Annotated in this window: 8 protein-coding genes and 1 pseudogene; 1 reads left to right on the top strand and 8 read right to left on the bottom strand. The window is 42.4% G+C overall.

From position 1 onward, the window contains the following. Nucleotides 1–9 precede the first annotated feature (9 nt). The 6 genes from BY457_RS08230 to BY457_RS08205 all read right to left on the bottom strand — a co-directional run bounded on the left by BY457_RS08230 (nt 10) and on the right by BY457_RS08205 (nt 8,827). Nucleotides 10–780: a LytR/AlgR family response regulator transcription factor gene (locus BY457_RS08230; protein WP_106152849.1), complete on the bottom strand. Its 771-nt coding sequence runs from the start codon at nt 778–780 to the stop codon at nt 10–12. A gap of 12 nt (nt 781–792) precedes the next feature. Beyond that, nucleotides 793–1,872, bottom strand: a complete 1,080-nt coding sequence (locus BY457_RS08225) for a sensor histidine kinase (protein ID WP_106152848.1) — start codon at nt 1,870–1,872, stop codon at nt 793–795. 12 nt (nt 1,873–1,884) lie between these two features. Continuing rightward, nucleotides 1,885–3,324 carry a TolC family protein gene (locus BY457_RS08220; protein WP_106152847.1) on the bottom strand — a complete coding sequence of 480 codons (1,440 nt, stop codon included), beginning with the start codon at nt 3,322–3,324 and terminating at the stop codon, nt 1,885–1,887. Continuing rightward, entirely contained in the window at nt 3,317–6,466 is a 3,150-nt protein-coding gene (locus BY457_RS08215; RefSeq protein WP_106152846.1) for an efflux RND transporter permease subunit, read from the bottom strand. The genes BY457_RS08220 and BY457_RS08215 overlap by 8 nt, the downstream gene beginning before the upstream one ends. A gap of 49 nt (nt 6,467–6,515) precedes the next feature. Then, a complete protein-coding gene (locus BY457_RS08210) occupies nt 6,516–7,586 on the bottom strand; it encodes an efflux RND transporter periplasmic adaptor subunit (RefSeq protein ID WP_106152845.1) in 1,071 nt (356 codons plus the stop codon). Nucleotides 7,587–7,804: 218 nt separating this feature from the next. Then, complete coding sequence (locus BY457_RS08205) at nt 7,805–8,827, bottom strand: substrate-binding domain-containing protein (RefSeq protein WP_106152844.1); 1,023 nt, start codon at nt 8,825–8,827, stop codon at nt 7,805–7,807. A 621-nt stretch (nt 8,828–9,448) separates the two neighbouring features. Here BY457_RS08205 and BY457_RS08200 point away from each other — a divergent pair. After that, nucleotides 9,449–11,410, top strand: a complete 1,962-nt coding sequence (locus BY457_RS08200; protein WP_106152843.1) for a methyl-accepting chemotaxis protein — start codon at nt 9,449–9,451, stop codon at nt 11,408–11,410. A 231-nt stretch (nt 11,411–11,641) separates the two neighbouring features. Here the strand turns inward: BY457_RS08200 and BY457_RS19350 are convergent. Further along, nucleotides 11,642–11,857, bottom strand: a pseudogene (locus tag BY457_RS19350) (type II toxin-antitoxin system ParD family antitoxin); the annotation flags it as partial. A gap of 99 nt (nt 11,858–11,956) precedes the next feature. After that, nucleotides 11,957–12,757: a hypothetical protein gene (locus tag BY457_RS08190; RefSeq protein WP_106152842.1), complete on the bottom strand. Its 801-nt coding sequence runs from the start codon at nt 12,755–12,757 to the stop codon at nt 11,957–11,959. Between the last annotated feature and the right edge of the window lie 133 nt (nt 12,758–12,890).

Below are 12,890 nucleotides of genomic sequence, written 5' to 3'. Positions count from 1 at the left end.
TCTCAACCCTCACTGATTAATCCACTCCTTAAAACTCCTGGCTCTTTCGCGGCTGACCACAATCCTGTCCTGTGCATCGGGTTTGGTTTTCACGATTAGTTTTCCGTTAAACCAGTTTTCCACTTTATGAATCGCATCGATGTTGAGGATATACTGGCGGTTGGCTCTGAAGAACATGGTCGGATCCAGCTCTTTTTCAAGCTTGTCGAGAGTAAAGTCCACGATGTGATGGTGCGAGTCGAAAGTAACTGCCGTGGTGATTTTATTGGCACTGACCAGCCACGCCACCTTTTCTGTATCCACTTTTTGAAATCCGTCAGCCAGATTGGTCAGCAGCCTGGAGCGGTAAGTGCTGCTTTGTGAGGCCAATAGCTTGGAAAGGGAACCGTAATCAAAACCCGCATTGGATGGGATCTCTTTATCCTGAAAGAGCCGTTCGTATTTTTCGATGGCGTCTGTCAGTTTTTTCTGGTTGATGGGTTTCAGCAAATAATCAATACTGTTGACTTTAAAGGCCTGAATGGCATATTCATCATAAGCAGTGGTAAATATAATCATTCCGGTCACTTCGGTTTTTTCAAATATTTCGAAACTACTGCCGTCCGATAGTTGAATATCCATGAATATTAAATCGGGTTGTGGGTTTTTCTGAAGGAACTCAATGGTTCCTTCCACACTATCGGATTCACCGATAATTTCCCATTCAGGCCGTATTTTTTTTACGCTATCTTTGAGCAGGCGGCGGGTTGAGAATTCGTCCTCGACAATCAGAATTCTCATATTTCTTTGGTTTTATTCATATTGATAAAGAAGTGGAAATTCCACACAAAAGGAGGTTTCGGTCTTCGTTATTTTCACTGAGTCTCCTGTAAGCATTTCGTACCTTTTAGAGATGTTTTCCAGACCTGTACCTGTTCCGTGAATGTTTGTTTTGGGTTGCAGGTTGTTGCATACCGTTAGGTTTTGCTGGTCTTTTATTCCAATTTGAATGGTCAGCGGATGCTTTTCCGAAGCCTGATTGTGTTTAATGGCATTCTCAATAAGCAATTGTAACGACATGGGAGGGAGGTGATGATCCAAAAAGGCTTCGGGAATATGGATAAGCACTTTCAACGAGTTGCCCATTCGTTGTTCGTGGAGAAAGATAAAATCTTTTAAAAACTCCAGTTCTTCCCGCACAGGTACCGTAAGGCCATTTTTCTTTTGCAGAAGGTAGCGGTAAACGTCAGCCAGTTTTTGGGCGAATTCGATGGCCGTTTCCGGATTGTAATGAATCTCCGAAATTAAAGTGCTGAAACTGTTGAAAAGAAAATGGGGATTGAGTTGGTTTTGTAATACTTTATAGTCGGATAGTAGTTTGGCCTGTTTGAGGGCTTCAGCTTCCAGAACAGATTTTTTCCAGTTAAGAAAGAAACTTTTGAGAAACAGGGTGCTGTTGAATAGGAGTACAAAAATTAATCCGAAGATAAAAACCAGCAATGCCGACATGAAAAAGTGTTGCTGCTGGTAAACGTCATCTGGGAGACTGCTGAAAGCGATTATCCCTATAAAAAGAGTCCACAATATGCTCCATCCCAGTTGCTGTCGGGTTCGTAAGGCTATCTTGAAAAACCATGGAGATTTCCTGTCCAGAACCCTGTTGATGATAATGTTGCCTTCGCTGATAAGGTTGAAGGCGATAACAGATATGATGAATGGAGGAGCCAGGGGCTCAGGAGATTCTCCATATAAAAAATAGACCAGCAAAATTACGAAGAACCCAATGGCCGAAACAATCAGAAACCGGAAAAGGGTAGGCTTAATACCTTTTCCGATTATCGATACGGGTGGTCTGGTGAATTCTTCCGGTATTTGGTTGGGCTGTTTTTTCATCCCTGTTGTTTATTATTCAGATAAATGTCCTGTGGCTTTTAAATAGTAGGTGTGCATGAGCTTAACCGAAGTTTTTGCATCAATATATTCGCTTTCGGCCTTTTGCCATTGTACCTGAGCCTCCAGTAAATTGACCAGCGGTTCCATTCCTTCTTCGAAAAGAGACTCGCTGGTTTCCAGATTTTCCTGTGCCTGCTCCAATGCCTTTTCTGTCAGTTGAAGGCGGGTAAATGATTCCTCCAGGTTAAAACGGGCTCGTGCAATATCCAGTTGCAGGAGTTTCTCGTTTTCTTCCAGCTCCATTCGGGCCACTTCCGTTTCAAGGCGGGCTTTTGATAGCTTATTTTGCTCTTCGAACCATTTAAAAATAGGAATTTTAACGGATGCCATAGCTGAAAATGCCATCTCATCTGTTTCCTGACCATTTATTTCCAGCCCTCCTAAATAGCTGTAACCCGCAGAAATACCAATTTGGGGCAACATCCCGGCCCGCGCCATTTTTTCCTGATACTGTTTTGCTTCAATGGCATCGTTGAGGAGCTGATATTCCGGGCGATCAGCAGGGTTGTTGTCTTCTATGATTTGAATGTCGGGGAGTGTCGTCTCTTCCGGGGCATCTATGATCAGATTTGTATTCAGCGGCAGCCCGATAAGGCGACACAGATTCATTTGAGCCAGCTGTAGCCCGCTGTTGGCTTTCTGTTTCAGCAGTATTGCCTCATTGCGTTTTACCTGAACTTTCAACAGCTCATTTCGGGTGGACATACCCTCCCTGTTGGTTGCTTCGATGGTTGCTTCCAGTGAATCGAGCAATATTTTATACTCATTGGCTGCAAGGTGTTTTTCTTTGACGGCCAAATATTGAAACCAGGCTGCATCCACGTTGGCAATGACTTCAGATTTTTTCAAATCCATTTGTTTTTTTGAAACCTCAATGCCTGTATTGGCCAGTTTGTTGGCAGTTCTGATTTTGCCTCCCATATATACGGGTTGTTCTATCTGAACGCCTGCGGTAGTAACTCCCTCCAGTCCGATATTCAGATTCATGTCGGGCATCATGGCATACATGTTGAATACCGGGTTGCCATCGGGACCGGTAACCGGTGCTCCGGTATTGGGATTGATCTGAACGTTGGGCTGCATTTCGCCGTTTGGCCCCGGAGTATAGGTGGGCAGGTAGCCGCCCTCCAGAGAATATTCCAGCGGATCAGGTTTGTAGAAATACAATCCTGAGGCACTGAGCTTTGGCAGATGCTGAGCTTTGGCAATTTTACCCGAAAGAACGGCCTGTTGATGGCGGTTTTCCGAAATTTTAATCTGGCGTGAATAATCCAGTGCCATTTCCCGGCATTTCTGCTGATTTAATTCTACCTGAGCGGTTGCTGTTAATGATGTCAACAGGAGAAGCGCAAAGATTGTGATGTATTTATTGATTTTCATTGAATCAGGCATTTTCTTGTTTTTTGGCTTTTTTGCTTAGTGGATGAATAACGTTGTAAAACAGGGCATAAAGCACAGGAATCATCAAAAGAGTAATGATTGTTCCTATGAGCAGACCCGACATCATAGTGACCGCCATGGAGCCAAACATCGCATCTGTAATCAGTGGTATCATTCCCAGAATTGTGGTCAGTGATGCCATCATAACCGGCCGTAGTCGTGATGTAGAGGCATCCATTAGGGCTGCAAACCTGTGTTTTCCTTCTTTAACCTGCAATTCTACCTCCTCGAGCAGTACCACTCCGTTTTTAATCATCATACCCATGAGTCCGAGGGCTCCGACGATGGCCACAAAACCGAATTCTTTTCCCGACACCAGCATTCCTAGCACAATCCCTATGGCTGCCAAAGGAAGGCTAAAAATGATGATGAGCGGTTTTTTATAATCGTTAAAGAGGGCAATTAAAACAGCAATCATCAAAACAATGGCCAGAGGAAGATACATAAAGAGGTATTTCTGAGATTCTGAGCTTGCTTCATATTCTCCCTGCCATTCCATCTTATATCCTGCCGGTAAAGGGATGTCTTCTATCTCCGGAAGAATGCTTTTGCGAACATCTTCGGCGGTCAGTCCGGGTACCGGATTGCATTGTGCCTTAATGGCCCGTTGACCATTGTATCTTCGTACCACCGGTTCTTCCCAACCGATATCAATGCTGTTTACCGCCTGGTTCATGGGAACAGCCCCAACTGTTGATTCCACCACTTCTGAAATGGATATGGCACCCGACATCACTGCTTTAAGATTATCCGGATCCAGGTTGCTCAGTGACGGAAGCATACTGAAAGCAGGTGATGTTTCCAGGTTCTCCACCGGTTCTCCGTTGTTTTTTGTACTTTTTACATAAATGGGAATGGAGCGTGTGCCGTCGTAGAAGTTTCCGATAGGCAGACCGTCTGTGGCTGTCAGAAGTGAAAGTGCTATGTCCGGACGGGTCAGTCCTGCGCGGCGAGCCATCGGCTGATTGTATTTCGCCATAAGTACCTTCGATGCGGGTTCCCAGTCATCCGTTACGAGTATAGCTCCCGGTTCTTCTTCCATGATGTTTTTTGCCTGTGCCGTGAGTTCTTTTAATACGGCAGGATCCGGTCCGGTGAAGAGTACTTCCACGGGGAATTTTTTATACATCAGGTTGTAACGCTTCACTCTGGCATAGGCCTGTGGATAGTTTTCGCTCAAATGCTTTTGTAGCTTCGGCAACATATCCGGCAGTTCATCGGCATCTGCAAAATCCACAATCAACTCACCATAGTTCATTGCCGGCTCTGCAATGGAGCGTACCAGGTTGTAGCGTGACGGAGTTCCCCCCAGACTGGTGGTGACATTGGTGATTTCAGGCTGCTCCATCAGGTATTGCTCTATTTCGGTTAAGTCGGCATCTATCTTTTCTATGCGTGTTCCTGCCGGCATTTTGTATTCAATATAGAGCTGATTGTAGGTCAGATCCGGGAAAAAGGTCTGGGGAATCAGCGGAAACAACAACAAGCTTCCGCCCATTAACAAAGTGACAATTACAATGGCCACGGTTTTATGATAAAGCAGGTAACTCAGCCATCGTCTGTGAATGCTGTAAATTTTAGTGCTGTAGAGTTTTTTCTTTTCTCCGTCAGACTCCTCTTTTTGTTTAAACTGCTTGTCGGCCATTATTGGTGCCTGGGTCAGTGCCAATACCCAGCTCAGAAGGAGCGAAACAGCCAGTACTATGAATAAATCACGGACATACTCTCCCGAAGTATCAGGGGAAAGAAAGATAGGAAGAAAGGCAAAGATGGCGATGAGCGTAGCTCCCAACAGTGGCCATGCTGTCTTTTTGGCTGTGTTGATAAGCGCTTTCTTCTTTTTCATGCCGTTTTGCAGGTCAATGAGGATGCCGTCAACAATAACGATGGCATTGTCCACCAACATACCCATGGCCACAATGAGAGATGCCAGCGAAACACGTTGAAGCGTGCCGTTAAACAGGTTCAAAACCACAAATGAACCCAGAATTGTCAGCAAAAGGCCACTTCCGATAATAATTCCGCTGCGCCAGCCCATTGACAACATCAGGATGAGAATGACAATGGCCACCGATTGTGCCAGGTTGAACATAAATGTGGAGATGGCATTGCTAACCTTCTCGGGTTGGAAAAACACCTTCTTAAAGTCAATACCGGCCGGAATTCCAGATTGCCGGAGGTCGGAAAGACGCTGATCAACCAATTCACCGAGTTTAATGACGTTTCCGCCACTCTGCATGGCAATGGAGATGCCAAGAGCTGGTTGAGAATTATAGCGCATAGCTTCCCGGTAGGGAGTGTCAACTGTTCGTTCGATGTCAGCAATGTCGTCCAACCGAACCTGATCGTCTTCGTGTCCCTGTATAATCAGGTTTCGAATGTCATTGATGTTATTAAAATCGTTGGTGACATCCACCCTGATTCGCTCCCGGCCTGCTTCAAAATACCCTGCATAGACGGTTTCATTCTGACTGTCAAGGGTCATCAATACCTCGGATGGGTGAACTCCCAGATTTGCCATTTTTTCCTGATGGATATTGATGTTGATGCAGGGGGGGCGGTCTCCGAAAATTTTTACCCGTTTAACATCCGGAAGGCTTTCTATTTCCTGTTTGATGAGCATCCCGTAGTCATGCATCTCATCATATGAGAATCCATCTGCCGTCATGGCATAAAACAACCCGTAAACATCTCCGAAATCATCCACTACGATGGGAGGATTGGCTTTTGCAGGCAGTTGAGATGCTGCACGCTGTACCTTCCGACGCAGAATATCCCATTTTTGTTCTATTTCATCCGGTGAAATGGTCGGATCCAGTTCTACGGTAATCTCTGAGTAGTCAGCTTCCGAACGGGACTCTATCTTTTTGATGTCACCCATTGTTTTGATGGCTTTTTCAAGCACATCGGTCACTTCCAGTTCGGTTTCATGCGCCGAAGCTCCCGGATAAATGGTTACTACCAGGGCTTGTTTTACTTTTATTTCAGGATCCTCCAATTTACTCATCGATTGAAAGGACATGATTCCTCCAACTGCGAGAACTACCAGAAAAAAGTAAAAGAGTATTTTGTTTTTGAATGCAAATTCTGTCATGGTTGAGCAGAGCTATTTGTTTGTTTTTTCTTTTTAAGAAAGTAAATGATTACAACAGTCCTCCCACGTTGCTTTCAGACGGCTCGGGTAACCGGCGGACTTTCTGTCCCTCTTTTAGACTGTTTACTCCTGCGGTGACAATGATTTCGGTTCCCTCAAAGTCCCCTTTAACCACTGCAGTACCGGATGTATTCACTTTTATAATCTCAATTGTTTTGGTGGTGACGGTTTCGTCCTCTTCATTAAAAATCCAAACACTGGCGTTTCCCGATTGCTCAAATATGGCCGGGGATGGCAATTCAAAAATCGGTTCTTTGTCTGTTTCGTATTCTATTATGACTTCCGCACTCATCCCTGGAAGGATGATCTCTCCGGCATCTGCTTTTAAACTAAAATAAGCAGGATAAAGTCCGTTAAGATTGGCTTGAGAGACGATATTTCTCAATTCCAGCGGCCATTCTTCTCCGGGGAGGGACGAAGACTGACAGGAAAATCGGGTGAAGTCTTTCTTTTTCAGAAAGTCAGATGCAGGAAGGTGGGCAATAATCTCAAACGCTTTATTGTTGTAAATAGATATTATGGGCATTCCGGCATCCACGGTTTCTCCCTGCTCAAAAAATATTTTGCTGATGTGCCCGGAAAAGGGGGCCCTCAGTTTGGTGTCTTCCAGTGCGTTTTTGTGTGCTTCATATTTGGCCGTAATCTGTTTTAATCCCGAAACGGCTTTGTCGTAGTCGTTCTCCGAAATTTTATTTTTTTGATACAGTGCGGTGATTCTCTCCACTTCACTCTTTACCTCATGGTATTTTGCTTCAGTTGCCTGCAGTTGAATCCGGTAATCGCGCGGATCTATTTGTGCGATAACATCTCCTTTATTTACCGTATCTCCCTCTTCAATATTGACTTTTAAAATGGGGCCGGCCACTCTGAAGGATAATTTAACTTCGGAGGCCGACTTGATTCTTGCGGGGTATTTCTTTGTCAGAACCGATTCAATTTTCCGGATTTCCGTTGTTTTTACAAAAACCGGAAGTTCCTTTTTTTTCTGCTGTTGGGTGCAGGATGTAAAAATGAGTATTGCGAAAACAATACAGATCTTGAGCATTACAGGGTTTCTCATTGTTGATTTTCGTTTACTTGTTTCGTGTTTGCGTGCAAAAGTATTTTATCAGCTACTTAATTTAAGAAAACAATTACTGAAGTCCAATAATCTGTACCTGAAGTGTCGGTATTCAAATAAAAAACGGACTGCAATCGTGCAATCCGTTTTCATTTTTTGATTAAGCCTTTTCAAACATCACCGGAAAAGGAGTGTCCTTTTTTGCTTGTGGTACAATGCTAATAAATTTCTTCGCGTGTGTAAAAACCGCTCTCAATCAGCACTTCATCAATGTTCTTTTTGGTAACGGGGATGGAACTGATCTGAATGGTGGGGACATCTTTAAAACCGTTGTTGGAGTAGGATATTTCATGTTTTTTGTCCAGCTTTTCTCCGTTCAGAATATCCACTGCAACTTCTGCGGCTTTGTAGGCTATTTCTTTGAGCGGGTGATACATGGTCATGTGCTGAGTGCCTTCCACAATGCGACGACATGACTCTATCTGAGCATCCTGTCCCGTAACGATAACTTTGCCGGCTAAATCATATTTTTCCAACACATCTATGCAGGCAACCGACATCCCATCAAAGCCGGATATAATGGCATCAATAGGTTCGGGATTGGCTTTCATGAATTGATTTAGTTCGTGCGCTGCATGGTCAGGATTCCAATTTTCAATATAAGTTTTGTAAAGGATGTTGATTTTACCCGCATCAATATGTGGTTTAAGGGTTTTATCAATAGATTCCATCAACTCCACGGCATTTCGGTCAAAGCGGTCACCATTTAGGATTACATAGTTTCCCGATGGTCTTTGTTTTAAGGCATAGCCTGCCATGTCTTTTCCGAGTTCATCATTATTTCCACTGATGTAAACATCCAGGTCCGAATTGGCAATCAGCCTGTTGTAGGCAATTACGGGAATGTCTCTTGCCTTAGCTTCCTTAACAATGTTTTCGGCGGTGTTGATATTTACGGCAATCAGTGTCAATAAATCAATACCTTCTTCCATCATCTGAATGGCCTTCTCATATTGTACGGCATCGTTATCAGCGGCATGATCAATGACAACCTGTGCTCCCAGTTCTTCGGCCCGCTCTTTAAAAAACTGGCTCTCTTTGTTGAACCTTATGGTAATGTTTGAACTGTAAAGGAAACCGATTTTCTTTCCTTCACTTTTTTTGCAACCCGGAAGGCAGGTAAACAGTATAAGTAATAGGGTTATTGAAAAAATCGAAGAAAACAGTTTTTTTGTATTCATTTTTCTGTTGCTTTTGATAAAAAAATAATGCAGTCCTCCTTTAAGTGAGGCTTTTCCTTTTTTAAGGAATACGTATTGTTGTTGCGTTTTTTAAAGGCTAAAGGTCTTTAAGCAAGAGCCCCTGGCAACGCCTCAGGCTATTGCTCTCAGTCTTTCAGCCTGTTTACAACTGACCTGTCTTATGAATAAGGCAGGTAGTTTCAAGGTATTTTGAGCGAAAATAAGCCTTTTTTACCTTTTTATTTTGAAATGGTGGAAAATTTTTAAAATTTTGAGGAATTATTTTTCGAAATCATTGTTTTCGATAAAAAATACTTCGGTGTATCTGCACAAACACGGTGTTTAGGTACTTAGGTTCTTCTAAAACCGATGAGGTGTTTTTTGTAAATGCAAAGAATGATCCGACTATTGACTAAGATGTTGAAATACAGGTTTATATCCTGTGTAGCAAAGCAATATCAACCTTTTATCCTACACCCATGATCATGAACATCAATGAAATTTATGGTTAAAATTATCAATCTTAACTTTTGATATTTGCGTTAACCCGCTGATGTTAATTGCCGACAAATTGGCACAATCCGTATTTTTTGATATAATATAAAATGTAATCCGCAAGAGATGAATTGGAGAGATTTGAGTATTAGCAGCAAAATCAGAGGAAGTATAGGGGCCGTTGTAATCCTGACCGTTTTGATGGGAGGTTTCACTTTGTACAGTCTTTTTGAAATAGGCAGTGGGGTCAATGATTTGTCAGATAAGTACATCCCTACGGTTAATGAGGCCAGTTTAGTCGATCAAAACTGGCGAAAACTTACTGAAGTGACCCGTTCATACGATTTCTCTTCTCAACCCTATTTTGATGAGGTTTTTGACCGTTATTACACACAAATGATGGTAGCCCTGAATAATTTGATAGAAATAGAGGGGGAGGGCTCACGCAGTGAGGAGTTTAGTGTTTTGAAGAATAAACTGGAGGCTTACGCTGATATTTATGAAGATTACAGTCAGGCTCAAAAAAGAGCTTCCGACCAGCGTATTTTAATGAGAGCTGCAGGAGAAGAGTTGGTGGAGTTGTCAGATAATTATAGGTCAAATATCCGTTATCAGCAATATTTCAACAGAGCTTTGGGACTTTGGGGTATTGTACAGTCAAAGGATTACAATCGGGAATCTGTGGCGCTCGACAGTGAATTGTCGCTGGCCAGAACTCTTCAGAATGATATCAATACGGCTTATTTATCGGGTTCCGTAACTTCAGTTTTGAATGACTTTGTTTCTTCTTCCATCGCTTTTATTGAGTATTATCAGGCGGCACGGTTGGCAGAAGTAAAAAGATACGAGCTTGGGAAGGAAATCATGTGGGATACCCGGGCCATTGCCGATATGGGGCAGGGTGATATTAAAGGAATGGGAAATCAAAGTGCGCGTATAGTTGACAATATTCAAACACTGGTTATTGCCGCACTTATTGTGCTTTTATTGGTCGGGTTAATTCTTGCCCTTTTTCTTCCCGGGTCTATTGCAAACCCTATTATTCAAGGGGTTGGTCTGGCAGAGAAAATTGCAGCAGGAAACCTTTCCGTCCGTTTTGATACCAATCGCAAAGATGAGGTTGGTCGATTAGGGGTAGCTCTGGATAATATGGTAAAGAACTTGCGGATTATTATTGCCGACATTACCGAAGGAACAAAAGAGATGGTGGAGGCGAGTACTTCTCTCTCCCGCGAATCAACAGAGCTTGCTGAAGGTGCCAGCGAGCAGGCATCTGCTGCCGAGGAGGTTTCCTCTTCCATGGAAGAGATGCATGCCAACATTCAGCAAAATACGGATAATGCCAAACAAACGGAATCCATTGCCCGCAAAGCTTCTGAGGATATGAACAGCAGCAATGAAATTACCGAAAAAGCGGCTGAATATCTGGAGGAGATCACTTCCAAGATTTCAGTAATTGGAGATATTGCTTTTCAAACCAATATATTAGCGCTGAACGCAGCTGTTGAAGCAGCCCGGGCAGGTGTTGAAGGTCGCGGATTTGCTGTTGTTGCAGCCGAAGTGCGCAAATTGGCCGAACGCAGTCAGCAGGCAGCAAATGATATCAACAAGGTTTCAGCAATGACTATTAATTCTTCGAGGGAATCGCGTGAGATGTTGCTGGCACTTACCCCGGAAATTGAAAAAACAGCCGGTTTGATTCAGGAGATCTCCGTGGCATCGCTTGAACAGGTTACAGGGGTTGAGCAGATCAACAATGCGCTCCAGCAATTGAATCAGGTAACCCAGAGAAATGCCTCCAATTCGGAGGAGATCAACTCTGCTGCTCAAAGAATTGAAAAACTTTCTGAACGTCTGGAACGCGCCATCTCTGTTTTTAGTTTGTCGGAGAATGAACGTCAGGAGCATTTTAATGTTTCTGAAAATTCTGATGCATCTGAAGAATCAACGAATGCTTCAGTTGCCTCTGGTGAAGAGGAGGGAGCAACCTGCGCTGTTTCTCAGAGTCAGATGAAAGCCAGGGCGAAAGGCAAAACTCCCGACTTTGATCTGGGTGACTTTGGAACAGAAGATTATGAGAAATTTTAATCAGGTAATGTCGAGATCTATTGATTTTCAATAAATAATACAGGCGGGTGTTGGTTTTTGGAAAACCGGAAAGCAATTCCCGCCTTTTTATTGGCTGTATGCCTTAGCTCTTGGTTTTCAGGGCAGCTGTGACTTTATCTGGTTGAGAGCATGGGAGAGGATAGAACAAAACTTTCAATGTGCTGTGGATGCCACGGTTGGCGCATAACAACTTTATTTGTGAATTTATATCTACCCATTTAGATTTCTCTGTGCTTTTAGTTTTTGCAAATGTGTCTGTGGATCAAAATCAGAGGCAACTCCACTGTCAAGTCCCTCTTTAATAGCTTCTTTAAGCACAATTATTCTATTCTCCTCTTCCTCCAACAGTCTTAATCCTGCTCTAACAACTTCACTTGCGTTCTTGAACCTTCCAGCAGAGATTCTACTTTGAATAAAACTATCAAAATAATTTCCTAACTATATTGAAGTGTTTTTATTCATAACATGGAAATTTTCAAGCTACTACTGGCCCGCCATTGGTTATATTGCGTGTAGCAGTAGTAATTAATTATACAAATATTTTTCCATTTTCGCTTCTTTAATTGATGTTATCCAGCGTTTATCTTTTGTCCAGTAGAGTTTATCATTTCCAACATAAATCAAATTTAACAAGTCGAAGAAATCATTTGGTTGTATTTTCATATTTTTCTCAAGGATACTTTTTTTTGCAAAAGTCTGTCTTGTGTAAATGAAGCATTCTAATTGAATCTTAATTGTTTCTAATGTTCTATGAAAACTATCATCATCAGGGAAAACGATCTCTAATTGTTGCTCTTTGTTAAGATAATCCCTAATATCAGATAGCAAACCTAGAACATGTTCTTCAATCTGAGCTGAATCTGATTTTTTAAAACTTTCTCTGCTAGCTCTATTGTATATTTCCTTGGAACGAATATTCCTCTTTTCTCTATTATATGTATCAGCAAAATTATTCTTCATATCAATAAAGTAATCATATCTATATTTATGTGTGTGATATGTCGAATTACTTGGCAAGCCAGTATCTGCTATGTCTTTAAGTATCGAAAGGATTGAAGGTTGTGATTTAAGTTCTACTCCTTTTTCAACTTTTGCGCAAGGATAAGCAAATGCATTCTGTTCTATAATTTCGTCAGAATAGTTCAATATTGCTTTTGCTGCATTAATGGTGTCATCTGGATTTAGTTTTTCTTTTATTTCTGGATGGGAGAAACCTAGCTCAATTATATTGACCCAAGTAGCTATCAGTTTTACATTCTTCGGTTTTTGAATCAATCCTTTTCCCAGATCGTACCAAATATTCGTGTCACAAATGATCTCTTTCATCTATAGGAGGCTTTCTTTGGTTTATTACTGGTAACTTTTTTATAAAGTTAATCATTGGTGTCCGGTTAAAAAATTGAGATTGCTTCACTATGTTCGCAATGACAGGCTTTTGCAGGATATTGAGGGTTGGTAG

Origin of the sequence: Marinilabilia salmonicolor, from assembly GCF_003003035.1 — a bacterium.
GTDB classification, from domain to species: Bacteria; Bacteroidota; Bacteroidia; order Bacteroidales; family Marinilabiliaceae; genus Marinilabilia; species Marinilabilia salmonicolor_A.
Note: the sequence above shows the minus strand (reverse complement) of the source record. Positions and strands in the feature narration are given on the sequence as shown.

What these genes read in the sequence shown, in the direction of transcription:
- BY457_RS08230 (WP_106152849.1), bottom strand. Translation starts at nt 780, where the DNA reads ATGAGAATTCTGATTGTCGAGGACGAATTCTCAACCCGCCGCCTGCTC.
- BY457_RS08225 (WP_106152848.1), bottom strand. Translation starts at nt 1,872, where the DNA reads ATGAAAAAACAGCCCAACCAAATACCGGAAGAATTCACCAGACCACCC.
- BY457_RS08220 (WP_106152847.1), bottom strand. Translation starts at nt 3,324, where the DNA reads ATGCCTGATTCAATGAAAATCAATAAATACATCACAATCTTTGCGCTT.
- BY457_RS08215 (WP_106152846.1), bottom strand. Translation starts at nt 6,466, where the DNA reads ATGACAGAATTTGCATTCAAAAACAAAATACTCTTTTACTTTTTTCTG.
- BY457_RS08210 (WP_106152845.1), bottom strand. Translation starts at nt 7,586, where the DNA reads ATGAGAAACCCTGTAATGCTCAAGATCTGTATTGTTTTCGCAATACTC.
- BY457_RS08205 (WP_106152844.1), bottom strand. Translation starts at nt 8,827, where the DNA reads ATGAATACAAAAAAACTGTTTTCTTCGATTTTTTCAATAACCCTATTA.
- BY457_RS08200 (WP_106152843.1), top strand. Translation starts at nt 9,449, where the DNA reads ATGAATTGGAGAGATTTGAGTATTAGCAGCAAAATCAGAGGAAGTATA.
- BY457_RS08190 (WP_106152842.1), bottom strand. Translation starts at nt 12,757, where the DNA reads ATGAAAGAGATCATTTGTGACACGAATATTTGGTACGATCTGGGAAAA.